This window comes from Streptomyces sp. S465, from assembly GCF_026898115.1.
GTDB classification, from domain to species: Bacteria; Actinomycetota; Actinomycetes; order Streptomycetales; family Streptomycetaceae; genus Streptomyces; species Streptomyces luomodiensis.
Genome location: NZ_CP114036.1, coordinates 2934223 through 2960058, shown reverse-complemented (window position 1 = coordinate 2960058; position 25836 = coordinate 2934223). Strand labels below are relative to the sequence as shown.

The following is a 25836-nucleotide window of genomic DNA, read 5'->3' as shown; positions in this document are numbered from 1 at the left end:
TCCGCGTCGCGTCAGCGCAGCCCCGCCGTGCAGTCGTCACCGTTGCCGCAGCTCACGGACTGGACGGCGCCGATTCCCACCCGTGCGAAGTTGTCCAGGCTGGTGGTGCCCGGTTCGAAGTATCCGGCGTGTCCATGCGCCCCGTCCGCGGACAGCACCCGGGCGCCGAAGCCGGAGGAGAGCGGGTCCGCGCCGTGGCCGAGCCCGCCGACCTCCAGATGCGGAATGTCCTCGATCCAGTCGCCGGCGTCGCGCATCGCCCACACCCGGGCGCTGGTCCCCAGGTCGGAGACGTGGTCGGCGCGCATACCGGGGCTGCCGGCCACCGCGATATCGGTGACCTTGGGCGGCAGGTCGCGGGCGGCGACCCCGCACACCACCGAGCCGTAGCTGTGGCACATCAGCGAGACCCGGGAGAGCGAGGGCAGCGCGTCGACCAGCGCGCGCAGCCGCACCGCGCCCTGGGCGGCGAGCTTGCCGGTGGCCGCGTCCATGCCGATCCCGGCCGGGGAGGTGTAGTCGGCCCAGGCGATGACGGCGGTCTTGGTGTCCGGGGCGTCGGTCCGCTCGTTCTGGTAGAGCGCACGGGCCATGCCGACCGTGGCGGTGTACGGGCGCCCGGTCTTCTGGAACGTCAGGATGTTGGTGTCCACGCCCGGGACCACGATCGAGACCCGGGTGGCGTGGGCGAGGTCGCCGAAGACCTCGGCGGCCCGTCCGGCGCCCGACGGGTCGAAGGAGAAGATCTGCCGCCCGGCGCCCAGCAGGTCCTCGTAGCGGTCCATCCGGCGGGCCGCGTCGGCGCGGCCCAGCGGGGTGAGCCGGGGGTCGTGCACCCGCTTGCGCTCCTCGGCGCGCGCCTTGGTCAGGGCGACGCGGTTGGCGCGGTAGCGCAGGGCCACCGGCGCGCCGTTGAGATTGCCGACGACCAGCGGGTAGCGGCGCACCAGACGGTCCGTCTGGGCCTTGCTGAGCGAGTCGAACCAGCGGTTGAGTGCGCGCGGCGAGCCGTACGGATCGGGCAGGGCGCGGCCGCTGAGCGTGCCGTGGCGCCAGGCGTTGATCGACGCGGAGAGCGGACCGGCGGCTCCCGTGTGACTTCTTATGGCGGTCCAGCCGGTGGTGGCGAGGAGTACGAAAACCACCGCCAGCGCGAGCAGGGCGCGCCAGGCGGTGGAACCGGGAGAGGGGGAGCCGAGCTCCGAGAAGGAAGTCACCGCGGAACACCCTAGGAGAAGCACGGCACCGGGTGCCAAATGCCGTGATTCATATCACGTTTGAGGGCGCGAAATCCTGGGACCTATGCCGGAATTGATGCTACTTGTCCCATTGTTCGGCGAGGGCTGGACCCACGTAATCAAGATGGAACGCGGTGAGGTCCCGCAAGGTGACCGTGCTGTCGTCCTCGCCCTCGCCCCACATCTTCCCGGCCACCCGGATCACCCCGCCGAACATGGCGACCACCACCCGCGGCCGCGGGTCGGTGTCGATGTCCAGCCCCTCACGGCGGGCGATCTCGCGCGCCAGCCGCTCCTCCAGTTCGGCGGTGCGGCGCAGATGGGCGGCGAGCAGGCTCGGCGTCGACTCGATCAGCCGGTACATCCGCATATGGAGCTGGGGCGGCACCATCTGCTCGATGGCGTCCCCCATGGTCCCCCAGGCGTCGAGGATCGCCTGGCGCAGCGCGGTCATCGGCGCCTCGCCCGCGGGGCGCCCGCACAGGGCGGCGAAGAAGTGGCACTCGGCCGACTCCTGGCTGGCGAAGGCGACCTCCTCCTTGTTGGCGAAGTAGCGGAAGAAGGTGCGCTGGGAGACCTCGACCGCCTCGGCGATCTCGTCGACCGTCGTCCGCTCGTATCCCTGACGGGTGAACAGCTCCAGTGCGGAGCGCACCAGGGCGTTGCGCGTCCGCTGCTTCTTGCGCTCGCGCAGCCCGGCCGGTGGTGGCGTCGCGGGGTTCGCCACTGCCTCGTCCGTTGTCACCTATCGGCTCTCTTTCTGCCGCGTTCGGGCCGCGTTGCGGCTGCTCAGGATATCTGTGAGGAAAACGTCAGTAACCGGCGGATGAATAAGTTTGTCTTTTGTCAGACGCTGACATTAGTCTCCCGGCATGACGTCTTCGACCACCGTCGCCGATTCGGCGCCGGAACCTCCCATAGTCGATCCCCCGAAAGGGCTTCGGGGTCATCCATGGCTGACGCTTCTCACCGTCGCCCTCGGCGTGACGATGGTCGCCCTCGACGGCACGATCGTCGCCATCGCCAACCCGGCGATCCAGAAGGACCTCGGCGCCTCGCTCGCCGAGGTGCAGTGGATCACCAACGGCTATCTGCTGGCCCTCGCCGTCGCGCTGATCACGGCGGGCAAGCTCGGTGACCGCTTCGGCCACCGGCAGACCTTCCTGATCGGCGTCGTCGGATTCGCCCTCTCCTCGGCCGCCATCGGCTTCTCGAGCGAGGTCTCGCTCGTCGTGACCTTCCGGGTGCTCCAGGGCCTGTGCGGCGCGCTGCTGATGCCCGCGGCGCTCGGACTGCTGCGCGCCACCTTCCCCGCCGAGAAGCTCAACATGGCGATCGGGATCTGGGGCGCGGTGATCGGCGCCTCCACCGCCGCCGGACCGATCGTCGGCGGACTGCTCGTCGAGCACGTCAACTGGCAGTCCGTCTTCTTCATCAACGCGCCGGTCGGCGTGCTGGCCCTGGTCCTCGGTCTGCTGCTGCTGGTGGACCACCGCGCCGAGAAGGCCCCGAGGTCCTTCGACATCCCCGGCATCGTCCTGCTGTCCGGTGCGATGTTCTGCCTCATCTGGGCACTGATCAAGGCCGCCGACTGGCAGTGGGGCGACCGGCGCACGCTGCTCTTCCTGGGCCTGGCGGTGGTCTGCTTCGTCGTCTTCGTCTTCTGGGAGAGCCGGACCCGCGAGCCGCTGCTGCCGCTCAGCATGTTCCGCTCGGTGGCGCTGAGCGCGGGCACCGTGCTGATGGTGCTGATGGCCTTCGGTTTCATGGGCGGTCTGTTCTTCGTCACCTTCTATCTCCAGAACGTGCACGGGCTGAGCCCCGTCGACAGCGGGCTGCGACTGCTGCCGCTCACCGCGATGATGATCATCGCCTCACCGCTGGCCGGTGCGGTGATCACCAAGTTCGGCCCGCGGCTGCCGCTGGTGATCTCCATGGTGATCACCGCCGTGTCGATGTTCGGTCTCTCCCGGCTGGACGTGAACAGCGGCAGCGTCGAGATGTCCGTGTGGTTCGCCCTGCTGGGCCTCGGTCTCGGCCCGGTGATGGTCGGAGCCACCGAGGTCATCGTGGGCAACGCCCCGATCCAGCACGCCGGTGTCGCCGGTGGCCTCCAGCAGGCCGCGATGCAGGTCGGCGGCAGCCTCGGCACGGCCGTGCTGGGCGCGGTCATGGCAGGCCGGGTGGACGACACGCTGCCGGAGAAGTGGGCCGACGCCGGGCTGCCGCCGATGCCCAAGGGCGCGGAGTCCCAGGCGTCGGACGCCGTCGAGGTCGGTATCGCCCCGGTTCCCAAGGGCACTCCGCAGGAGATCGCGGGGAAGATCACGGCCGTCGCGCATGACACCTTCGTGTCAGGGATGGGCCTCGCCTTCACCGTCGCAGCCGTCGTCTCGGTGGTCGCGGCCCTGGTCGCGGGCTTCACCAAGCGCGGTGAGAACGCGGAGGCGGCCGGCGGGGCCGTGCACATCTGACCCCTGGCCGTCCATCCCCTATCAGGGTGGACCTTGATCGACCCCATGGTGGCGAACGGGAGCCGGCGACAGGCTGGCTCCCGTTCTGTTCTTCCACTCTTGCCACACGGGGAGCGAAAGCGTGATGCGCACGATCTTTACGGCCGCCGTTCCGGCCCTGGCCCTCGCGGCCACCCTCACCACCACCCCCGCCCCGGCCGCCGCGGCGGCCGGGGCCGCCGCACCGCCACGGCTGGGGACCTGCGCCGCCGGGCAGCTGTGCCTGTGGCGGGGCGGCGCCTTCACGGGGGCGCGCCAGACCCATGAACTGGCCGATACCGACATCGAGAGCTGTGTGCCCCTGCCGTCCGGCGCCACCGCCGCCTCACTGGCGAACCGCACGGGCCGCCCGGTGACGGCGTACCAGAGCCGCGAATGCGCCGAGACGGCCGAGTTCCGCACCTATCCCACCGGCTCCTGGTCCCCCGAAACCCCCTACCAGATCCGGGCCTTCAAGATCTGGGAACGCTGACCCGGCCCGGCCCGGCGCGGCACGGCCCGGATCGGGCCCCTGGGGGTCGGGGAACACCGCGGGGGCAGGCTGGGAATCCAGCCTGCCCCCGCGTACGGCTCACCGCCGTCGCAGACGGCTACGCGTCGCCGCCCGCCGGGCCGGGGTCGGCCGCGGCCACGTCCAGCAGCTGGTAGCGGTCGATCGCCTGCTTCAGGACCGAGCGGTCGATCTTGCCGTCACGCGCCAGCTCCGTCAGCACGCCGAGCACGATCGACTGGGCGTCGATGTGGAAGAAGCGCCGTGCCGCGCCGCGCGTGTCGGCGAAGCCGAAGCCGTCGGCGCCCAGCGACTGGTACGTGCCGGGCACCCAGCGCGCGATCTGGTCGGGAACCGCCCGCATCCAGTCGGACACGGCCACCTTCGGGCCCTCCGCGTCCGCGAGCTTCCGGGTGACATACGGAACGCGCTGCTCCTCCTCCGGGTGGAGCAGGTTGTGCTGCTCCGCCTCGACGGCGTCCCGGCGCAGCTCGTTCCAGGAGGTCGCGGACCAGACGTCCGCCTTGACGTCCCAGTCCTCGGCCAGGATGCGCTGGGCCTCGACGGCCCACGGCACCGCGACGCCGGAGGCGAGGATCTGCGCCGGAATGGTGCCCCGCTCGCCCTGGCGGTAGCGGTAGAGGCCCTTGAGGATGCCTTCGCGGTCCACGTTCTCCGGCTCGGCCGGGTGCTGGATCGGCTCGTTGTAGACGGTGAGGTAGTAGAAGACGTCCTCACTGTTCTCGCCGTACATCCGGCGCAGACCGTCCTGGACGATATGGGCGATCTCGAAGCCGAACGCCGGGTCGTAGGCGACGACCGCCGGGTTGGTCGAGGCCAGCAGCTGGGAGTGGCCGTCCGCGTGCTGGAGACCCTCACCGGTCAGGGTCGTACGGCCGGCGGTCGCGCCCAGGACGAAACCGCGCGCCAGCTGGTCGGCCATCTGCCAGAACTGGTCGCCCGTGCGCTGGAAGCCGAACATCGAGTAGAAGACGTAGACCGGGATCAGCGGCTCGCCGTGCGTGGCGTAGGCGGACCCCGCCGCGATCAGCGAGGCCGTACAGCCCGCCTCGGAGATGCCGTCGTGCAGCATCTGACCGGTCGCCGACTCCTTGTAGGCGAGCAGCAGCTCACGGTCGACCGACTCGTACGTCTGGCCCAGCGGGGAGTAGATCTTCGCCGAGGGGAAGAGCGAGTCCATCCCGAAGGTGCGGTACTCGTCGGGCGCGATCGGCACGAACCGCTTGCCGATCTCCTTGTCCCGCATCAGGTCCTTCAGCAGCCGGACGAACGCCATGGTGGTGGCGATCTGCTGCTGGCCGGTGCCCTTCTTCAGGGTGGCGTAGGTCTTGTCGCCCGGCAGCTGGAGCGGCTTGGCGCGCACGACACGGGTCGGCGCGTAGCCGCCCAGCGCCTTGCGGCGGTCGTGCATGTACTGGATCTCCTCCGAGTCCCGGCCCGGGTGGTAGTACGGCGGCAGGCCGGACTCCAGGTCCTTGTCCGGGATCGGCAGGTGCAGCCGGTCGCGGAAGCGCTTGAGGTCGTCGACCGTCAGCTTCTTCATCTGGTGGGTCGCGTTGCGGCCCTCGAAGTTCGGGCCGAGCGTCCAGCCCTTGACCGTCTGCGCGAGGATCACCGTCGGCTGGCCCTTGTGGGCCTTGGCCGCCGCGTACGCCGCGTAGATCTTCTTGTGGTCGTGACCGCCGCGGCCCAGGTGCAGGATCTGGTCGTCGGTCATGCCCTCGACCATCTTGCGCAGCCGCTGGTCGTCACCGAAGAAGTGGTCGCGGATGTAGGCGCCGGTCTCGGTCGCGTACGTCTGGAACTGACCGTCCGGCGTGGTGTTCAGCTTGTTGACCAGGATGCCGTCGCGGTCCTGCGCCAGCAGCGGGTCCCAGGTGCGGTCCCAGACCAGCTTGATCACGTTCCAGCCGGCGCCGCGGAACTGCGACTCCAGCTCCTGGATGATCTTGCCGTTACCGCGCACCGGGCCGTCGAGCCGCTGGAGGTTGCAGTTGACCACGAAGGTCAGGTTGTCCAGGCCCTCACGGGCGGCCAGGGAGAGCTGGCCGAGCGACTCCGGCTCGTCCATCTCGCCGTCGCCCAGGAACGCCCATACGTGGGAGTTGGAGGTGTCGGCGATGCCGCGTGCCTCCATATAGCGGTTCATCCGTGCCTGGAAGATCGCGCCGAGCGGGCCCAGGCCCATGGAGACCGTCGGGAACTCCCAGAAGTCCGGCATCGACCGAGGGTGCGGATAGCTGGACAGCGCGTGACCGAGCTTGGACTTCTCCTGGCGGAACCCGTCCAGATGGTCCTCGCTCAGCCGGTCGAGCAGAAAGGCGCGGGCGTAGATGCCGGGGGAGGCATGGCCCTGGAAGAAGATCTGGTCGCCGCTGTCGTGGTCCTTGCCGCGGAAGAAGTGGTTGAAGCCCACGTCGTACAGCGAGGCGGACGAGGCGAAGGTGGCGATGTGGCCACCGACGCCGATGCCCGGACGCTGCGCCCGGGAGACCATCACCGCCGCGTTCCACCGGGTCGCGTTCAGGACCTTGCGCTCGATCTCCTCGTTGCCGGGGAAGAACGGCTCGTCCTTGGTGGCGATGGTGTTGACGTAGTCCGTGCTGCGCATCTCGGGCACGGCGACCCGCTTCTCGCGGGCGCGCTCGATCAGGCGAAGCATCAGGTAGCGGGCACGTTCCCGGCCTCGCTCATCGACGGCTGCGTCGAGCGAGTCGAGCCATTCCTGGGTCTCTTCTGGATCGAAGTCCGGGACCTGGCTGGGAAGGCCGCCAATGATGATCGGGTTGCGATCGGATCCGGAAGCCACGCTATTCCTTCGCTTTTCGGTCGTGCTGTGCACGCACATGGATTCGTGCTCTGCTGCTGTCGCGCCGTTCTCCATCGTGTACCTCGGGTACGGGATACGTCACCTCTACCCAGTGGTAACCACCAGCGGGTGAGACGGGCGCTCCGGCGGCCGCTCGCTGTGTGACGGCCGGTTCGCAACCTTACGCCCACGACGGGGGTCGTCTGCGTACGACCGTTCGGCACCGGGGCGGCGTAGGGTGGCGATACACACACGTAAGCCGGACGTAATTGGGCAATCCGGTCGGCCGCGCGCCGTTGCGCGCCGTTCCTCCATGATGGGAGTTGCGGCGACACGTCAACGTTTGGGCGGGATCGCTGGCCGGGTACTTGCGCGATCCGCCCGGCCCGTGTGGACTACGCCCAAGCCCTCGCGTACGCGCGCGGGGCCCACAGACTCGAAGAGTGAACGCGAGATGACAGGAGGCAATCCGTGAGCGCGACCGCGGACCACGCGGAGGAGCGGACCAACCCTGCCGCGAGGCTGGGTTTTCAGCCCGATCAGGTGGTCCAGGAGATCGGCTACGACGACGATGTCGACCAGGAGCTCCGCGAGGCCATCGAGGAGATCACCGGCCAGGAGCTCGTCGACGAGGAGTACGACGATGTGGCCGACGCCGTGGTGCTGTGGTTCCGGGAGGACGACGGCGATCTGACGGACGCGCTGGTGGACGCCATCCAGATGATCGACGACGGCGCACCGGTCTGGCTGCTGACGCCCAAGACCGGCCGTGACGGCTATGTCGAGCCGAGCGACATCAATGAGGCCGCGACCACCGCGGGCCTGTCCCAGACCAAGAGCTTCAACGCGGGCAAGGACTGGACGGGCAGCCGTCTGGTCACGCCCAAAGCCGCTCGCACCGGTAAGCGCTGAGGCCCCGAATCCACACGTCAGAGCCCCCCTCCGTGCACTGTCGGAGGGGGGCTCGCGCGTAGGGTTGAGCACGCACCGCATGATCATTCGAATGTGACCGAAGGGATGTACCCGATGGCGATAGAGGTTGGCGCGAAGGCCCCCGACTTTGAGCTGAAGAACCAGCACGGCGAGTCGGTCAGGCTCTCCGACTTCCGGGGCGAGAAGAACGTCGTGCTGCTCTTCTACCCGTTCGCCTTCACCGGTGTGTGCACCGGTGAGCTGTGCGCCCTCCGCGACGAGCTGCCGAAGTTCGTCAACGACGAGGTCCAGCTGCTGGCGGTGTCCAACGACGCGCCGTTCAGCCTGCGGGTCTTCGCCGAGCAGGAGGGGCTGGAGTACCCGCTGCTGTCGGACTTCTGGCCGCACGGCGAGACCAGCCGTGCCTACGGCGTCTTCGACGAGGAGAAGGGCTGCGCGGTGCGCGGCACCTTCGTGATCGACAAGGAGGGTGTGGTGCGCTGGACGGTCGTCAACGGCCTGCCGGACGCCCGGAACCTGAACGACTACGTCAAGGCCCTCGAAACGCTGTAACGGCGGGGAACCCGTCACTAGGATCGATGCGTTGATCCTGATGGGAAAGACCTTCGATGAAGGGGCACGCAGTGCTCCTGACGAACCTTTTTGGGAGGACTCGTGGGAGTCAGCCTCAGCAAGGGCGGCAACGTCTCGCTGACCAAGGAAGCCCCGAACCTGACCGCGGTCGTCGTGGGGCTGGGCTGGGACGCCCGTACCACCACGGGCACCGACTTCGACCTCGACGCCAGCGCCCTGCTGACCAACGCCGAGGGCAAGGTCGCCAACGACCAGAACTTCGTCTTCTTCAACAACCTCAAGAGCCCCGACGGCTCCGTGGAGCACACCGGTGACAACCTCACCGGTGAGGGCGAGGGCGACGATGAGCAGATCAAGGTGAACCTGGCGGGCGTGCCCGCCGATGTCGCCAAGATCGTTTTCCCGGTGTCGATCTACGACGCCGAGACCCGCCAGCAGAGCTTCGGCCAGGTGCGCAACGCCTTCATCCGCGTGGTGAACCAGGCCGACGGCAATGAGCTGGCCCGCTACGACCTGTCCGAGGACGCCTCGACCGAGACCGCCATGGTCTTCGGCGAGCTGTACCGGAACGGGGCGGAGTGGAAGTTCCGCGCCATCGGCCAGGGGTACGCCTCGGGCCTGCGCGGTATCGCGCAGGACTTCGGCGTCAACGTCTGAACGGACCGCCGTCCGGACGGACCGCCGAAGGCCGTCAAGGGCCCGCACCGAGGCCAGGTCCGGCGCCGCACCCTGCACCCCTTGAGGCGCAGGGTGCGGCGCCGGACGCGCATCACCCACGCAACACCCGGGGAGGAAACAGCATCATGGGCGTCACACTCGCCAAGGGGGGCAATGTCTCCCTCTCCAAAGCCGCTCCGAATCTGACACAGGTGCTCATCGGCCTGGGCTGGGACGCGCGCTCCACCACCGGAGCGCCGTTCGACCTCGACGCCAGCGCGCTGCTGTGCTCGTCGGGGCGGGTGCTCGGTGATGAGTACTTCGTCTTCTACAACAACCTCAAGAGCCCCGAGGGCTCCGTGGAGCACACCGGTGACAACCTCACCGGTGAGGGCGAGGGCGACGACGAGTCCCTCCTGGTCGATCTGACCAAGGTCCCGGCCCAGGTCGACAAGATCGTCTTCCCCGTCTCCATCCATGAGGCCGATGCCAGGCGCCAGACGTTCGGGCAGGTCAGCAACGCTTTCATCCGGGTGGTGAACCAGGCCGACGGTCAGGAGCTGGCCCGCTACGACCTCTCCGAGGACGCCTCCGGCGAGACCGCGATGATCTTCGGCGAGGTTTATCGCTATGGCGGCGAATGGAAGTTCCGGGCCGTGGGGCAGGGGTACGCGTCGGGTCTGCGGGGCATCGCTCTAGACTTCGGGGTCAACGTTTCGTAAAACCGCGTAGAGCGCGCGGGGGAGACCTACGACGAAGGATGGGGTTGGCAGTGCTCCTCAAAACCTTTGGGTGGTCGTTCGCCATCACGGCGATCGGTCTGGCCCTGGCCGGCGTCCTCTGGGGGTGGAAGGGGCTCGCGATCGTCGGGATCCTCTCGATCCTGGAGATCTCGCTCTCATTCGACAACGCGGTCATCAACGCGGGCATCCTGCGCAAGATGAACGCCTTCTGGCAGAAGATCTTCCTGACCGTCGGCATTCTGATCGCCGTCTTCGGCATGCGCCTCGTCTTCCCGGTGATCATCGTCGCCATCACGGCGAAGTTGAGCCCCGTCGAGGCCGTCGATCTCGCGATCAACGACAAGGACAAGTACGAGCACCTGGTCACCGCGGCGCATCCGGCGATCGCGGCGTTCGGCGGGATCTTCCTGTTGATGATCTTCCTCGACTTCATCTTCGAGGAGCGGGACATCAAGTGGCTGGGGTGGCTGGAGAAGCCGCTCGCCAAGCTGGGCAAGCTGGAGACGTTCTCGATCGTCGTCGCCCTGGTCGCGCTGCTGGTCGCCGCCACCACCGTGGCCACCGACGTGGCCCACGGCGGCGGTGACAAGAGCGCGACCGTCCTGCTGGCCGGGGTCGCCGGTCTGGTGACCTATCTGATCGTGGGCGGTATCTCCGGCTACTTCGAGGACAAGCTCGAAGAGGAGGAGGACGACGAGGCTGCCGAGGCTGCCGAGGCCGACGAGGCCGGGGCGGAGGCCGACGAGGCGGGCGCCGCGGGCAAGGACGTCGAAGGGGCGAAGGGCGGCAACGGCGGCCGTGGCTCCGGCGGTGCCACCGTGGCCGGCCTGGCCGGCAAGGCCGCGTTCTTCCTCTTCCTCTACTTGGAGGTCATCGACGCGTCCTTCTCCTTCGACGGAGTCATCGGCGCCTTCGCGATCACCAACGACATCTTCGAGATGGCGCTGGGTCTGGGCATCGGCGCCATGTACATCCGGTCGCTGACCGTCTTCCTGGTCCGCAGGGGCACCCTGGACGACTACGTCTACCTGGAGCACGGCGCGCACTACGCGATCGGCGCGCTCGCCGTCATCCTGCTGGTCACCATCAAGTACGAGATCAACGAGGTCATCACCGGCCTGGTGGGCGTCGTGCTGATCGGCGCCTCGTACTGGTCCTCGGTCGTGCGCAACCGCCGGGAGGCGGCCGCCGGCGAGGGCTCAGAGGCCAAAACGGAAGTCACCTCCGGAGTCTGACCTCCGGGAGTGTGACGCGGCGGCGTTTGAGGAACGCTCTGAGCGGGGCGGCCGAGGTCATCCGACCTCCCGGCCGCCCCGCGGCGATGGGACACAAGTGAGGCAGCGGAGCCACGAAGGGTGGGGGTGCGCACCATGGCGTTCTGGAGCAACTGGGGACGGGGCAACTGGGGACGGTCCGCATGGCGTCAGTTCGACAGCGGTGACGCGTCCGGAGTGGTCGAGCTGACCAAGCGGAACGCGTCGATATCGCTGACCAAGCAGGGGGCCGCCACGGGCAATCTGCGGATCAATCTCTCCTGGCAGATGCGCACCTCGGACTTCAACAGCAGGGCGGGACGCGGCTCGCTGCGCCACCCGCTGCGGATGTTCAAGCCCGAGCCGGTGCAGGCCCAGGGGCCCGCCATGGTCAATGTCGACCTGGACCTCGCGGTGATGTACGAGCTGAAGGACGGCGCCAAGGGCGTGGTCCAGCCGCTCGGCGAGTTCTTCGGCGCCCTCAACGAGGCGCCCTACGTCAAGCTCAGCGGGGACGACCGGTTCGGCTCGGGGTCCGGTGAGACGGTCTACGTCAACATGGACCACAAGGACGACATCAAGCGACTGCTCGTGTTCGTCTACATCTACGACGGCACCCCCGCCTTCGACCGCACCCACGGCCTGGTCACCCTCTATCCGAGCAATGGACCGCGGGTGGAGATACCGCTCGACGAGCGGGCCCCGCAGGCACGCTCATGCGCCGTCGTGCTGATCGAGAACGTCAAGGGCGAGATGGTGGTCCGCCGCGAGGTGAAGTACGTCTACGGCTTCCAGGCGGAGCTGGACCGGCTGTACGGGTGGGGGCTCCAGTGGGGCCGGGGCTACAAGTCCAAGGTGTGACGCGGGGGGGCCGGGGGGTGACCTGCGGGGCCGGGTGTGCCCCGAGGGGCCCGGGGCCGGGGGGCGGCCCGCCGCCCGCCCTACGGCCGGCCCCGCCCCCCGTCTCACCTCGCGTCCGTCATTCACCTGTTCTGGAACTGCGGCCCCTGCGGCGGCAGGACGAAATGGGGGTCCGGCACCTGGGCGGGGATCGGCGGCGGGGGCGGCGGCACCGGCCCCGTCGGCTGCACCTGCTGCGGATAGCCGTACGCGGGCGGCTGCGGATAGCCGTACGCCGGGGACTGCTGGGGCGCGGGCTGCTGGGGCGGATAGCCGTAGGCGGGCTGCGCCGGGGGCTGGGCGGGCGGCTGCGGATACCCCGGGGCCTGCGGCGGCGGGGGCGGGACCTGCGACGGCACAGGGGCGAAGCCGCTGTCGCCCTGTGCCGAGGGGGGCGCCATGGGCTGGGTGCGGTGCGGGTCCCAGGGGTCGGGCGGCGCCGCGTGCGGATAGCCGTACGCGGGGGAGTGGGCCTGGGTCGGCGCCTCGGACGACGGCGGGGGCGGAGTGCCGGGGGCGGCCGGGGGCGCGGGCGGCGCGGCGGCGGCCGGGGACTCGGGAGCGTCGGCGGGCGGGGGCTCGGGGGCGGCGGACGGGCGCTCGGAGGCCGGGGGCTCGGAGGCGGCCGCGGCCTGCGGCCCGGCCGCGGGCGCGCCCTCGTCCGGGACATCCTTGCCCTCGCCGTCCTCCACCGAGATCCCGTACTCCGTGGCCAGTCCGACCAGCCCCGACTCATAGCCCTGGCCCAGGGCCCGGAACTTCCAGCCGCCGCCGCGCCGGTAGAGCTCACCGCAGATCAGCGCGGTCTCCTTACCGGTCTCCGGCAGCACCGCGAAGATCGCGATCGGCTCGGCGTCCGTGTTGTCCGGAGCACCGGAGGAGGCGTCGTACAGCAGCAGGCTCAGATCCCGTACCTGCCCGAAGGCACCGCCGTCCGCGGACGCGGCGAGCACTACCCGGCGCACCTCCGGCTCCAGAGCGGAGAACTCGGCCTCGATGGTGTCCGTCATCGCGTCCTGGACCGGCTTCTTGGACAGATGCCGGACCAGACCCGAAGGGTGGTGCGGCTGGTTGTAGAAGACGAAGTCCTCGTCCGAGCGCACCCGGTCGTCCACGCCCAGCAGCAGCGCCGAGGCGTCCACGTCGGGTACGTCCGTACCGGGGGTCCAGCGCAGCACCGCGCGTATGGCCGTGGCCTCCAGCGGGATGTTCGATCCCTTCAGCATCGCCTGGGTCATGGCCGCAATCCTGCCCTCCCGGCGGGTGCCGGGACAACGCAGGGTACGGGGCGGGTCGCGGTGCGGAGGTGGTACGGGGTGGCAGGGCGGGCATGCCGGACACCGCATGGACGCACACGGGTTACGCGATTTTCACGCTCTTGGGGAACTTTTGACCCGGGGCCGCACGTACGATTATCGGCCAACCATGGGCGAGTGTGGCCGAAGAAGTGTACCGGCAGTACGGGGAGTTACATGCGGCATTTTGGACATCTGCCGGACGAGGTACGGGCGAACCTCTTCCACCGGGAGCCCGGTGAGTTCACCGTGGACTCCCCGCCCGGGACGCTGGCCGTCGCGCTCGGCGCGACCCTCTACTGCCCGGCGACCCGGCCCCGGCTCGCCGAGGACATCCTCAAACAGGCGGGCCGCGGCGTGGTGTCCATGGTGCTGTGCCTGGAGGACTCCATCGACGACGCCGAGGTGCCGGGGGCGGAGGAGAACCTCGTACGGCAATTCGCGGAGCTGGCGGGACTGGCGGGGCCGGCGGGGTCGGCAGGGTCGGCGGAGTCGGTGGGACTGGCGGGGTCAGCGGGGTCCGTCGCGTCGTCGGGACGGTCCGGGCGCGGCCCCGACACCCCGCTGCCGCTGCTCTTCATCCGGGTCCGCACCCCCGAGCAGATCCCCGATCTCGTCACCCGGCTGGGAGCGGGCGTGCGGCTGCTGTCCGGATTCGTACTGCCGAAGTTCACCGAGGAACGCGGCGCGGCCTTCCTCGAAGCGCTGATGTCGGCCGAAAGTCCCCAGGTGACCGAGGCGTTGGGCGGACGGCGGCTCTATGCGATGCCGGTCCTGGAGTCGCCCGAGCTGATGCACCGCGAAACCCGCACCGAGACCCTGAGCGGCATCGGCCGGATCGTCGACAAATACCGGGAGCGGGTGCTGGCGCTGCGCCTCGGGGTCACCGATCTGTGCTCGGCGTACGGACTGCGCAGGGCGCCGGACATGACCGCCTACGACGTCCAGATGATCGCGTCCGTGATCGCGGACGTGGTGAACATGCTGGGCCGGGCCGACGGCACGGGCTTCACGATCACCGGACCGGTGTGGGAGTACTTCAAGCCCCATGAGCGGATGTTCAAACCGCAGCTGCGGATCAGCCCCTTCAGCAGCGGCCGCGCCGAATCCCTGCGCACCGCGCTGATCGAGCACCACATGGACGGGCTGCTGCGCGAGATCGAGCTGGACCGGGCCAACGGTCTCCAGGGCAAGACCTGCATCCACCCCACCCATGTCGCCCCCGTGCACGCGCTCTCCGTCGTCAGCCACGAGGAGTTCAGCGACGCGGTGGACATCCTGGAACCCCAGCGCGGCGGGGGCGGTGTGCTGCGCTCCTCGTACACCAACAAAATGAACGAGGTGAAGCCGCACCGGGCCTGGGCCGAGCGGACCCTGCGGCGCGCCGAGGTCTTCGGGGTGGCCCGGGAGGACGTGAGCTTCGTGGAACTGCTGGCGGCGAGCCTGGGCACGTAGAACGAACCGAGCTCGGCACGGGCCGGGGTGGACGATGAGGGAAACGAGGCACAGGGCGGCGTGAGCGTGGGCAACGTGTGGTCGGGACAGTGGGTCGCGGACCGGCTGGGAGTACGGCTCGAGGACGGCGGGGTCGGCCGCGACGGCACTGGCGGCCGGGACCGCGACGGCACCGGCGCGGAGCTGGGCGAGCTGCTCGGGCTGCGTGAGCTGCTCGGGCTGGCGCTGCGGCGCAACCCCAAGCGGGCGCATCTGCTGGTCTCCAACGTGCTCGGCAAGCACGTTCCACAGCGGCCCGCCACCGTTTACGGCATGGGCGTGCGGCTCGGCCACCGGGTGCGGGAGCTGCTGGGCGACGAGGCGGCGGCGCGTGCGGTGGTGCTGGGGTACGCCGAGACGGCCACGGGCCTCGGCCACAGCGTCGCCGACGGGCTCGCCCTCGCGCCGTACCTGCACTCCACCCGCCGCCCGGTCCCGGGCGTCGCCACGGTGGGCGGCTTCGAGGAGGAGCACAGCCACGCCACCTCCCATCTGCTGCTCCCGGAGGACCCCGGGCTGCTCAGCTCCGAGGGCCCTCTGGTCCTCGTGGACGACGAGTTCTCCACGGGCCGGACGATCCTCAACACCATCGCCGCCCTCCACCGCCGCTTCCCGCGCGACCACTATGTGGTGGTCGCCCTGGTGGACATGCGCTCCCCCGAGGACCGCGCCCGCCTGGACGCCTTCGCGGCCGACCTGGGCGCCCGCGTCGACTTGGTCGCCGCCGCGGCCGGAGCGGTCCACCTCCCCGAGGACGTGCTGGAGCGCGGCGCGCGCCTGGTGGCCGAGTACGAGAGCGACGCGGGCACGGCCGATGGGAGCGCACCCGCCCCCACCGTGCCCCCAGCGGGCGCCGCCTCCGCCACGTCCCTGGGGTCGGCGGGTGTCGTCTCGGACGCGGACGCGGAGGCGGTGTCGGCGGGTGTTGCCTCGGGCGGGGGCGCGGTGTCGGCGGGTGTTGCCTCCGCCACGCCGCTGGTGTCGGCGGGTGTTGCTGCGGACGGTGAGGCGGCCCCGGTGGGTGTTGCCTCGGGCGGGGGCGCGGTCCCGGCGGGTGTCGTCCCCACCACGCCCTCCGTCCCCGTCGCCTCGGACGCGGACGCGGCCGGTGGGGCGGCCTGCGGCGGCGTGTCCGCCGCGAGTGCCCACGGGGCCCGCCCGGCCCCCGGCGTGGCTGCCGACAGGACGCCTCCGGCCGAGGCGGGGCGCCCGGTCTCGGGCGCGCCTGTTCCGGCCCCTGTGGGCGAGCGACAGGAGAACGCCGGGCCGGCCGCCGCTCAAGAAGGCACGGGCCTCCCAGCCGTGGTCCGCGTGGACCTCGGCTGGCCCGAGGGGCTCCCGGACGGCGGTCGTCACGGCTTCACCCCCGGCCACCGCGCCCGCCTGGAAGCGGCACTCCCCGCCATGGCGGCCCGCGTCGCGGACGCGCTGGCGACAGCACCCCGCGACGCCCCGGCGGGGGATCCCGCCGCGCTCGCCTACGGCGCTCCGCCGGCTGCTGGGGGGCACGTCGTGTCAGATGGCGCGGCCGTACCCCTCGATGGCGCCCCGGCGGAACCCAAGGGACCCGTCGCGCCGAACGTCCCGGCGGCGCCGGCCGAGGCGAACGCGCCTGTGACTACGACGACGGCTACGGCGGCAGGCGGCCAGGACGGCCGCCCCGCCGCGTTCCCCGGGGGGCCCGCCACGCCCGACACCCCGGCCCCGGCCCCCGTACCCGTCCCGTCCGTCCCGTCGTGTCCTCGTCCTCGGGTTCGAGGAGTTGATGTACGCGCCCCTCCGGATCGCCGAGGCGCTCGACGAGGTCCTCGACGATGCCGAGGTGCGGTATTCGACGACCACCCGCTCGCCCGTGCTCGCCGTCGACGACCCCGGGTACGCGATCCGGACGCGGCTCACCTTCCCCGCGCACGACGAGCCCGCCGACGGCCCCGGTCCGCGCTATGCCTACAACGTGGCGCCCGGCGCCGATCCGGAGCGCCGCTTCGACGCCGTCGTCGCCGTCGTGGACTCGGTCGCGGACACCCCCGCGCTGCACGCCCCCGGCGGGCTGCTCGACGGCTTGCGCGCGCAGACGGACCGGCTGGTGCTCGCCGTCGTGCCGTCCTACCGCCCCCAGACCCCGCCCGCTCAGTCCACTCCGTCCACCGCTTCCGCCCCGCCCACCCCCCGCACCGTCTCCCAACGACAGGCCCCGCCCATGCACCAACCGTCGCACGAGCCCCTGCGCGGGCCCGAGTTCTCCTCCTACGCCCCCGACGAGGTCGGCTGGCTGCTCCAGGACCTCTCCCAGGTCACCCTCGAAGCGCCCACCGAGGAGCGGGAGGAGGCGATCCAGAGCGGGGGCGCGCACTACGCCGAGTCGCTGCCCGTGGAGTACCAGCCCAGCGAGCGCTACCAGGAGCTCTTCCGGTCCGCCCTCGAGGCCTCCGCCGCCCGTATCGCCCGCGCCGTCGGCGCGGTGACCGAGACGGTGCTCGCCGAGCGCTCCCCGCGCCCCGTCCTGGTCTCCCTCGCCCGCGCCGGCACCCCCGTCGGGGTGCTGATGCGCCGCTGGGCACGCCACGCCCACGGGCTGGACCTCCCGCACTACGCGATCTCCATCGTGCGCGGCCGCGGTATCGACACCGCCGCGCTGCGCTGGCTTGCGGACCACCACGACCCGGCCGACGTCGTCTTCGTCGACGGCTGGACCGGTAAGGGCGCCATCACCCGCGAGCTGTCGGACGCCCTCGCCCCGTACCCGGACTTCGATCCGCGTATCGCGGTCCTCGCCGACCCCGGCCACTGTGTGGACACCTACGGCACCCGGGACGACTTCCTCGTCCCCTCCGCGTGCCTCAACTCGACCGTCTCCGGGCTGATATCGCGTACCGTGCTCCGCGCCGACCTCGTCGGGCCGAACGACTTCCACGGCGCGAAGTACTACCGCGAACTCGCCGGGTCCGACGTCTCCGGCGACTTCCTGGACACCGTCTCGGCGCGCTTCGCCGAGGTCGCCGAGGCCGCCGTGGCCGACGCCAGGCGGCTCGCGGCCACCGACCGCACCCCCACCTGGGCGGGATGGGCCGCGGTCGAGCGGATCAGCCAGGAGTACGGCATCCACGACGTCAACCTGGTCAAGCCGGGCGTCGGCGAGACCACCCGGGTGCTGCTGCGCCGCATCCCGTGGAAGATCCTCGCCCGGCGCGGCGCGGGCGCGGACCTGGACCATGTGCGGCTGCTCGCCGACCAACGCGGCGTGCCGGTCGAGGAGACCGACGGGCTCCCGTACACCTGCGTCGGACTGATCCACCCGCGCTACACCCGGGGCGCCACCGGGGCCGACGGCAAAGCGGTCGGCAACAAGGGGAGCAAGACGGACGGCAAGCCGAACGGCGAGACGGACGGCAAGCCGAACGGCAGCGCGGACGAGAGAACGGTGGCGGCACGATGAGCGTCCTGGTGGCAAGCGACCTCGACCGCACCCTCATCTATTCGGCGGCCGCACTCGGCCTCGACATGCCGGACGCCGAGGCCCCGCGCCTGCTGTGCGTCGAGGTGTACCAGGGCCGGCCGCTGTCGTACCTGACCGAGACCGCCGCCGGACTGCTCGCCGAACTGGCCCGCACCTCCGTCTTCGTCCCCACGACCACCCGCACCGTCGAGCAGTACCGCCGCGTCCGCCTCCCCGGCCCCGCCCCCCGCTTCGCGATCTGCGCCAACGGCGGCCAGCTGCTGGTCGACGGCGAGCCCGACCCCGACTGGCACACGCGGGTGCGTACCACCCTGGCCGCCGCATGCGCTCCCCTGGACGAGGTCCGCGCCCACCTCAGGGCCACCGCCGACCCCGCCTGGCTGCTCAAGGAGCGGGCGGCGGAGGACCTGTTCGCCTATCTGGTGGTCGAACGGGAGCTGCTGCCCGAGAGCTACGTCAAGGAGCTCGCCCAGTGGGCCGCGCCGCGCGGCTGGACGGTCTCCCTTCAGGGCCGCAAGATCTACGCCGTGCCCGAGCCGCTCACCAAGAGCGCGGCGGTCGCCGAGGTCACGAGCCGGACCGGGGCGGACGAGGTGCTCGCCGCGGGCGATTCGCTGCTCGACGCGGATCTGCTGCTCGCCGCCGACCGCGCCTGGCGCCCCGGCCACGGCGAACTGGCCGACGCCGGCTGGACGGCGCCCCAGCTGACCGTGGTCGAGGAGAAGGGTGTCGTGGCGGGCGAGAGCATCGTCCGGGCCCTGGGCGAACGCGCCTCCGTCGCCGGGGCGCGGGCCGGGGCGCGGGCCGGCGGCGAGGTCATCCGCGCCGTCTCCCGTGGCCGGGACTGATCACGCGGCGTCGGCCGAAGCTCGAATCCCCGGGGAACTCGGGTTACAGTCGCCGAGTCCTCGCCGTACCGCGACGCCGGTCGGAAGGTGAGCGGGGCGGGCCGCTGGGCGCCGCGAGCCGAAGGGAGGCCGTGATGGCCGAGAGCAAGAGCACACCGGTGACGCCCGAGCTGTACGCGTACGTCCTGCGGCACAATCCGCCGCTCGACCCCGTACAGCGCGAGCTCGTCGAGGTCACCTACCGCAGCCTTCCCGAGCACGCCGGAATGCAGTCCGCCGAGGAGCAGGCCCCGCTGCTGGCCTTCCTGGTCCGGCTGATCGGCGCCCGCCACATCGTCGAGGTCGGCACCTTCACCGGCTTCTCCGCGGCTGGCCATGGCCCAGGCGCTGCCCGCCGACGGCAGGCTGATCGCCTGCGATGTGTCGGCAGAGTGGACGGCGTACGGGCGTCAGGCGTGGGCCAAGGCCGGCGTCGAGGACCGTATCGAGCTGCGGATCGCGCCCGCGCTGGACACCCTGCGGGCGATGCCCGCCGAGCCCCATATCGATCTCGCCTATCTCGACGCGGACAAGCAGAACTACATCCCGTACTGGGAGGAGCTGGTCCCGCGGCTGAACCCCGGCGGCCTGATCGTCGCGGACAACGTGTTCTACGGCGGGCAGGTCACGGACGCGGCGCTGTCGGGCGCGGGCGCCGCGATCCAGGCGTTCAACGATCACGTGGCGGCGGACACCCGGACGGAGGCGGTCATGCTCACCGTCGCCGACGGTCTGACGATCGCGCGCCGACGCGGCTGAGCCGGTTCCTGAGCCGATTGCCGAGCCGCCGGGTGCGGGCGGGCGGCTGTTGCCGCTGCTCAGGGCGCTGCTCAGGACGCTGCTCAGGGCGGTGTGCCGGTGTCGACATGTCGGCGGGTTCGGTGCCACGCCCCCCGGGCTGATCCAGCTTGCCCCACTTACCGGGCGGCTGATGACCGGGCGGCTGACCGGACCGCCGTGCCGCCGACTCCGCACCGGACCCACCGGCCGTGGAGCGCCCGCCCGGAGCACCGGGACCGCTGGGACCGCCGGGACCGCTGGGACCGCCGGGACCGCCGGGACCGCCGGGACCGCTGGGACCGCCGGGGACGCCAGGGACGCCGGGGGCCAGCGGGGTGCCGGGCGGGGCGGCCGTACCGGCCTGCTCGGCGGCGCGCCCGCGTGCCGCGATCAGCTCACGGGCCTGGGCCTCCCGTTCGGCCTGCTCGGGGTGGCGGGTCAGCCAGTACGGATTGTCGTGCGGCAGCCCGCCGCTGACCCGTCCGTACATGCCGAACCACATCAGCAGCAGCCCCACCACAAAGCTGAACAGCACGTTCTGCATCCGGAACGCCAGGAAGTTGAACGGGGTCGCCAGCAGCGCCAGATTGACGAACCCGCTCAGCAGGAAGAGGATCCCGAGCACCATGTTGAGCGTCGAGGCGAAGTTGCCGCCGATGACCATGCCGATGAAGAGCAGCAGCCCGATGACGATGGACAGCACGCTCAGCGTGCCGTTGGTGTTCAGACCGGCGACCGTGGCCCCGCCGGTGTCGAAGAAGCCGACCCGGTGGATCAGGCCCAGGATGCCGAAGGCGACGAGCACCAGCCCCATGAGCCCGGCTCCGATGCGGTAGACCTGGCTGAGCCGGTGATCGATCGGCAGATGCTCATCGAGCGTGGTGTGCGCGCCGATCCGCTCCGGGAAGTGCCGTGCGACTCCGGCGGGGTGAGGACCGATGGGGGAGGGGCGTCCCACAGCCATCTCCGGCCTCCTTCTGCTGGCGCCGGGCCCCGGTTCCGCGCACTCCGCGGCCGAGGCCGTACCCGTGGACGCCACGTGCGCGGCACGGGTACGTACCTCCCAGGATCCGCCCGCGTCCCCCTCGGCTCAACCTCAGCAGCAGCCTCAGCCGCAGCAGCCGCCCCCGCAGCAGCCGCCCCCGCCGCCGCCGGACGGGGGCCGGGGGGAGGACGAGGCGGAGGCGCCGGTGACGGCCACGGTGGACAGCAGCTTCACCGTGTCGTCGTGCCCGTCCGGGCAGGACGCGGGAACGGAGGACTCGGCCATGGGCCGGTTCAACTCGAAGGTGGTGCCGCAGGCGCGGCAGCGGTACTCATAGCGAGGCATGGCAGGAGCATAACCACCGATCCGCAGGTCAACCCCTCGGACAATCCCGGCCCAACCCCCGGCCCACTCCCGGCCCACTCCCGGCTCCACCCCCTGTGGCGGCCTCAGTGCGCGCCGCCGCCCCGCTCCTCCCGGATCTCCTGGACGACCCGGGCGGCGGTCTGCCGTACGGCCTCCGTCTCGGAGAGGAAGTGCCACCAGTCCGGATGCCGGCCCTCCAGCCCCGCGATGGCCCGCTCGAGGCGCTCCACGGCGTCGTCCAGCGGGCGTGCGTGGCGGGGATCGGGGGTGTTGCGCCCGGCCATGGCCAGCCGCTGGGCGTCCCGGACCGCGAACCGGGTGCGGTCGACCTCCTTCTGCTGGTCGTACGACACCTCGTCCAGCCGCCGCAGCCGGTCCCCGGCCGCCGAGACGGCCTCGTCCGTGGTGTTCAGCAGCGCCCGCACGGTGGTCAGCAGCGAGGTGGCGTCCGGCCAGCGCTGCTCCTCGCGCGCCGCCTGCGCCTCCTTGAGCTTCGCCTCGGCCTGCGCCACATCCCGCGCGGCCTGCGCGGGGACCGGCTGGAGGTCCTGCCAGCAGGCCGCGCTGTAACGGCGGCGCAGCTCGCTGAGGACCGGCTCGACCCCGGCGGCCCGGGTGGTGATCGCCTGCGCCCGGGTGCGCAGCGACACCAGCCGCCGGTCGATCTCGGCCGCCCGCTCCGGCAGCCGCTCGGCCTCCCCGCGCACCGCCTCCGCCCTGCGGAGCACGTCATCGGCGCGCCGCAGGGTCTCCTGCACGCCGTGCTGCCCGGCCCCCTGGTTGAGCTTGGTCAGCTCGGGCGACAGCGCCGCCAGCCGGGCCGCCAGATCGTCCGCCCGCAGCCCGGACGCACGCACCGCGTCCAGCGCGTTACTCGCCGCGAGCAACGCCTGCCGCGCCCGCTCCACCGCCGGCGCCAGCCGCGCCAGCCGCGTCTCGGCCTGCTCCAGCAGCGGCCCCAGCCCCTGCGCGAACCGGTCCAGATCCGCCTTGGTGCGCTCCAACGCCTCCTTGGCCCTGGTCAGATCCGTCCGCGCCCGGGAGGCCGTCGCCGCGTCCAGGTCGTCCCGGTCCAGATCATGGGCGTCCACGGCCGTGATGTAGTCCCGGCTGACCTGGTCGATCCGCTGCCCGAGCGCCGAGAAGTCGGACGCCGTGCGGCGCGCGGCGGGCGAATCGTCCACGGCGGTGATCGTCTCGATGGAGATCCGCAGATCCCGCTGCGCGGTGTCCAGCTCGTAGAACGCCGCCGCCGCGGCGTCCTTCGCCGCCTGCGCCTCCGCCCGCTGACTCGCCCCCCGCCCCCCGAACCACCGCCGCCCCCCGCCCCCACCGGCGAACGACAGCGCCCCCACCACGGCCAGCAGCGGCACCGGCAGCAGGATCAGCCCGAGCACGGACGGACGACGCGGGCGCCGCACCGCCGCGGCCGGACGGCCCGGACGGTCCGCATGGCCCGGACGGTGCGGACGGCGCGCTGGACGAGCAGAGTCTGGAGATGTCGCCGCCACTTCCCGCTCCCGATGGATCGCCCAGGTCCGAATGTCATTCTCCCACCCGTCACTGACGAGCACAGTGCTCGGTTCGGTTCACGATCCGCGGACTTCCCCCAGGCAAGCCCCACGATTGCGGCACCACCCCAGGAACCCTGTAGGCTGACAGCTCCCCAGGGGCGCATAGCTCAGCGGTAGAGCGCTGCCCTTACAAGGCAGATGTCGGCGGTTCGAACCCGTCTGCGCCCACAGTGACTGACCGCAGGTGAGAGTGCGGTTCGGCCCCTTAATCCCTCCGGGTTGAGGGGCCGTTTTCGTCTGGATGCCACATAGATGCCACACCCCCAAAGGATCACGCTGTGCAACGGGGTAACCCTGTGTGATAGGGGTACGGATTTCATACAGTGAGACCCTCGAGGGGTGGCGCTGCTCCCAATCCGGCGTCGCCGATTCCTGCCTCAGCAGACCCGTGGTCGTTGAACGGGGAGGTTCACACCATGGGAGAGCGCCCCGCCGGGTTTGTGACACTGTTGGCGAAGTTCCTGTGCCAACGGAGGTTGGTGATCACTAGGCTTGTGCCATCACAGTGAACGGCCTGCTCGGAGGGGTGAAGGTGGAGGACTCGCAGGTCACCTTCCGCTTGGAGCGGGGTGTAACCGGGTTTCGCGACTGGAGTGACCCGCCCGTACCGAGTACTGACCCCAGGGCATGCCGTGCCGCCTGTTATGCCGCGGCGCGGGCTGCGGGCGGGCAGGTCGAGGACTTCACGGAGCAGGAGTACCCGCAGAACTTCCACAGCGCCACGATCAGCGATCGGAACGGCGCGCACGTCGCGCTGTTCCACACTCACTACCCGCTGATTGCCTTCGTTGGTGACAGGCGCTTCTGGTACACCGACGAGTTCCAGGAACCTCCCACTTGGGCCACCGTCCTCAGGGAGGCCGGCTTTGTCGTCTTGAGCGCAGCACAGCTCCTGTCACCGCTGGCGGAGTCGGACACCTCTGCTCTGTCTGCGGCGGAGTGGCGTCAGATCAAGCACTGGCGGCCGGAGACCCTTGGTGCAACACTCTTCAACTTGTGGGACTGAGGGCCAGCCTGCGTTGGACGCAGGCCTGCCGCGTTCTACTGGGCAGGCCGGAGGGCTGCCAGGTGCGACGTGCGAGTGCGGGCTCTTGGGGTGTCGGTCCACCATGCATTGAGGCGGTGGAAGTTCATCGCGGCTGCGGTGAGCTGATGCTGTAGCCGCGTCTTGGCCAGGCCGTGATACCGGCATTGCCGCAGACCGAAGGCTCGAACACCTTGGGAGATGGTGCCTTCGACACCAGCCCGGTGTGCGTACTGCTCTCTCCACTCCTGAGTGTCTTCCTGGGCTCGTGCCTGCTGGATCGCCTCATACTCCGCTTATGGGCGGAGGGTGATCCGACGGCCCATGTCCCACTTGCTGTTGGAGCGGGTGCACTGCTCTCGGGACTTGCAGGGACGGCAAGCAGCCGTCGGGAAGCGCGCCCGGACCACGGCTGTCCCCTCCTGGGAGCGGTCTTCGATCCAACGACTGCTGATCGCGCCGTTGGGACAGATCACCTGCCGGTTCACCCAGTCGACGGCGAAGTCGGCCTGGGAGAAGTCGCCGTCCCTGGTCTGCCAGCTGGTAGAGGCGAGGATCGGACCCATCAGGTTCACTTTGTGCTTCCGGCGAGCGGTGACTTCCCTGGCTGTCGCGTAGCCCGCGTCGACCAGGTGGCACTCGGGCAGAAGGTCGCGCTCGGCGAGGTGGGCGTGGATCGGGGCGACCAGCCGCACATCTTGGACCGTGGAGTCGGTCGTGGCGACGTGGGTGATCAGGTTCGGACGGTCCGGCTCGCAGGTCTCGGTGAGGTGGACCTTGTAGCCGTCCCAGAAAACACCACGCTTCACGCTGCCCCGCGAGTCGGTGTCGTAGGGCGTGACCAGCCGCTCCGCGCCCGGCTGCCGGTCCTTGAGGTCTCTGCGACGAACATGTCCGTTATCGACGAAGTACTGCTGAATCCACATCCTCCGAAGGGTCTGGACCCGGCCGAGCAGCCGTAGGGACGCGGGGGCGTCGGGCGCGTGCAGGGCGGCAAGCAGTCTCAGCCCATGGGCTCCGATCTGCTCGATCAGCTCGGTCTGCTTGGCCTTCCCCTTTGGCAGCCGGGTGTCCTCGAACCGGATCGCGTACCGGTCGAACCATTCAGGCGGAACCCACCCAGCCAGCCAATCCGGCTCGTGGGCCGCCACGCTGTTCAACGCGGCCCGCAGGGTTTCACCGAGCCGCACCAGCCCGTTGATCTGCCGCGCGGCGGACAGCACGAACGTGGAGTCCGTGCGCGCACGACCACCGGCCTTGAGCAAGCCGCGCTCCGCGGCGGCCTCAAGAACCCGGTCCAGGAGCTGGATCCCGGCTTCTCCCGCGATCAGCCGGTCCCTGAACTCGGTGAGCACCCAGTGGTCAAAACCAGGATCGGCCAGCTCCAGCCCCAGCAAGTACTTCCAGTCCAGCCGGCCTCGCACCGCGTCCGCGGTCTGCCGGTCCGACAGACCCTCGGCGCACTGCATGACCGACACCAACGCCAGCCTGCTCGGCGACCACGCCGGCTTCCCCCCGCTCGGATACAGCCCGGCGAAGTCCGCGTCCGAGAACAGTTCGCCCAACTCGTCACGGATCCGCATTGCCAGGCTGCCCTTCGGGAACGCAGCCCGTGCCACCCGGGCCGTCTCCTCAGGAACCCCGTCGACCTTCCTGGAGTGCAACGACACCGACACCCTCCCCAAAAACAACGTCGGCCTTCATGACCACAACGGGTCATGAAGGCCGACGTCACGCTCGCCCCAGGATTCACCAACAGCGTCGGTTTGTCGGCGGGGGCGCCTGTATGTAGAAACGTAAGGCTCACGCAGATGCAGTTGGGCACGCGGGCCGGGATCGACAAC

18 protein-coding genes, 1 tRNA gene and 4 pseudogenes are annotated in these 25836 nt (G+C 70.6%); 15 read left to right on the top strand and 8 right to left on the bottom strand.

Translation table 11 applies throughout. The features are described from left to right. Positions 1-11: 11 nt before the first annotated feature. Together N6H00_RS12830 and N6H00_RS12825 are read right to left on the bottom strand one after the other, a co-directional pair. Positions 12-1217 (bottom strand): alpha/beta hydrolase, encoded by a 1206-nt coding sequence (locus tag N6H00_RS12830; RefSeq protein ID WP_268971782.1) that lies wholly within the window; start codon positions 1215-1217, stop codon positions 12-14. A gap of 100 nt (positions 1218-1317) precedes the next feature. After that, positions 1318-1983, bottom strand: coding sequence for a TetR family transcriptional regulator (locus N6H00_RS12825; RefSeq protein ID WP_268971781.1), 666 nt, complete (start codon positions 1981-1983; stop codon positions 1318-1320). A gap of 127 nt (positions 1984-2110) precedes the next feature. On the opposite strand from N6H00_RS12825, the gene N6H00_RS12820 reads away from it, so the two are divergent. Together N6H00_RS12820 and N6H00_RS12815 are read left to right on the top strand one after the other, a co-directional pair. Next, positions 2111-3712, top strand: a complete 1602-nt coding sequence (locus N6H00_RS12820) for an MFS transporter (protein WP_268971780.1) — start codon at positions 2111-2113, stop codon at positions 3710-3712. Positions 3713-3836: 124 nt separating this feature from the next. After that, a complete protein-coding gene (locus N6H00_RS12815; protein WP_268971779.1) occupies positions 3837-4223 on the top strand; it encodes a peptidase inhibitor family I36 protein in 387 nt (128 codons plus the stop codon). 118 nt (positions 4224-4341) lie between these two features. Here the strand turns inward: N6H00_RS12815 and aceE are convergent, their stop codons facing one another. Further along, positions 4342-7071 carry a pyruvate dehydrogenase (acetyl-transferring), homodimeric type gene (gene aceE, locus N6H00_RS12810; RefSeq protein WP_268971778.1) on the bottom strand — a complete coding sequence of 910 codons (2730 nt, stop codon included), beginning with the start codon at positions 7069-7071 and terminating at the stop codon, positions 4342-4344. Positions 7072-7542: 471 nt separating this feature from the next. Between aceE and N6H00_RS12805 the strand changes: the two genes are divergently transcribed. From N6H00_RS12805 to N6H00_RS12780, 6 genes are all read left to right on the top strand, one after another. Then, entirely contained in the window at positions 7543-7983 is a 441-nt protein-coding gene (locus tag N6H00_RS12805; RefSeq protein WP_030826007.1) for a DUF3052 domain-containing protein, read from the top strand. Between the two features lie 114 nt (positions 7984-8097). Beyond that, positions 8098-8556, top strand: a complete 459-nt coding sequence (locus N6H00_RS12800; RefSeq protein WP_268971777.1) for a peroxiredoxin — start codon at positions 8098-8100, stop codon at positions 8554-8556. A 102-nt stretch (positions 8557-8658) separates the two neighbouring features. Beyond that, complete coding sequence (locus tag N6H00_RS12795; RefSeq protein WP_268971776.1) at positions 8659-9234, top strand: TerD family protein; 576 nt, start codon at positions 8659-8661, stop codon at positions 9232-9234. A gap of 146 nt (positions 9235-9380) precedes the next feature. Next, positions 9381-9956 (top strand): TerD family protein, encoded by a 576-nt coding sequence (locus tag N6H00_RS12790; RefSeq protein ID WP_268971775.1) that lies wholly within the window; start codon positions 9381-9383, stop codon positions 9954-9956. A gap of 50 nt (positions 9957-10006) precedes the next feature. Further along, a complete protein-coding gene (locus N6H00_RS12785; protein ID WP_268971774.1) occupies positions 10007-11212 on the top strand; it encodes a DUF475 domain-containing protein in 1206 nt (401 codons plus the stop codon). A 135-nt stretch (positions 11213-11347) separates the two neighbouring features. Further along, positions 11348-12091 (top strand): TerD family protein, encoded by a 744-nt coding sequence (locus tag N6H00_RS12780; protein ID WP_268971773.1) that lies wholly within the window; start codon positions 11348-11350, stop codon positions 12089-12091. A 122-nt stretch (positions 12092-12213) separates the two neighbouring features. Here the strand turns inward: N6H00_RS12780 and N6H00_RS12775 are convergent, their stop codons facing one another. After that, positions 12214-13368, bottom strand: coding sequence for a TerD family protein (locus N6H00_RS12775; protein WP_268971772.1), 1155 nt, complete (start codon positions 13366-13368; stop codon positions 12214-12216). Between the two features lie 234 nt (positions 13369-13602). On the opposite strand from N6H00_RS12775, the gene N6H00_RS12770 reads away from it, so the two are divergent. From N6H00_RS12770 to N6H00_RS12750, 5 genes and pseudogenes are all read left to right on the top strand, one after another. Beyond that, positions 13603-14880 carry an HpcH/HpaI aldolase/citrate lyase family protein gene (locus tag N6H00_RS12770; RefSeq protein WP_268971771.1) on the top strand — a complete coding sequence of 426 codons (1278 nt, stop codon included), beginning with the start codon at positions 13603-13605 and terminating at the stop codon, positions 14878-14880. Between the two features lie 27 nt (positions 14881-14907). After that, positions 14908-15756 (top strand): annotated as a pseudogene (locus N6H00_RS40505) (phosphoribosyltransferase domain-containing protein); the annotation flags it as partial. A gap of 462 nt (positions 15757-16218) precedes the next feature. Then, a pseudogene (locus N6H00_RS12760) lies at positions 16219-18259 on the top strand (cysteine protease StiP domain-containing protein); the annotation flags it as partial. A 92-nt stretch (positions 18260-18351) separates the two neighbouring features. After that, entirely contained in the window at positions 18352-19224 is an 873-nt protein-coding gene (locus tag N6H00_RS12755; RefSeq protein WP_268971770.1) for an HAD family hydrolase, read from the top strand. A gap of 134 nt (positions 19225-19358) precedes the next feature. Further along, positions 19359-20022 (top strand): annotated as a pseudogene (locus N6H00_RS12750) (O-methyltransferase). Here N6H00_RS12750 and N6H00_RS40500 read toward each other — a convergent pair. The 3 genes from N6H00_RS40500 to N6H00_RS12735 form a co-directional block, all read right to left on the bottom strand. After that, positions 19979-21007 (bottom strand): DUF4383 domain-containing protein, encoded by a 1029-nt coding sequence (locus tag N6H00_RS40500; protein WP_443072941.1) that lies wholly within the window; start codon positions 21005-21007, stop codon positions 19979-19981. The pseudogene N6H00_RS12750 and the gene N6H00_RS40500 overlap by 44 nt on opposite strands. A 144-nt stretch (positions 21008-21151) precedes the next feature. Then, on the bottom strand, positions 21152-21373 hold the full coding sequence (locus N6H00_RS12740) for an FmdB family zinc ribbon protein (RefSeq protein ID WP_268971769.1): 222 nt from the start codon (positions 21371-21373) through the stop codon (positions 21152-21154). A 104-nt stretch (positions 21374-21477) separates the two neighbouring features. Beyond that, complete coding sequence (locus N6H00_RS12735; RefSeq protein ID WP_432280578.1) at positions 21478-22791, bottom strand: hypothetical protein; 1314 nt, start codon at positions 22789-22791, stop codon at positions 21478-21480. A 273-nt stretch (positions 22792-23064) separates the two neighbouring features. On the opposite strand from N6H00_RS12735, the gene N6H00_RS12730 reads away from it, so the two are divergent. Together N6H00_RS12730 and N6H00_RS12725 are read left to right on the top strand one after the other, a co-directional pair. Beyond that, positions 23065-23136 (top strand) — tRNA-Val (locus tag N6H00_RS12730). Between the two features lie 337 nt (positions 23137-23473). Continuing rightward, a complete protein-coding gene (locus tag N6H00_RS12725; RefSeq protein WP_268971767.1) occupies positions 23474-23974 on the top strand; it encodes a hypothetical protein in 501 nt (166 codons plus the stop codon). Between the two features lie 35 nt (positions 23975-24009). Here the strand turns inward: N6H00_RS12725 and N6H00_RS12720 are convergent. After that, positions 24010-25662: pseudogene (locus N6H00_RS12720) on the bottom strand (IS1182 family transposase). Between the last annotated feature and the right edge of the window lie 174 nt (positions 25663-25836).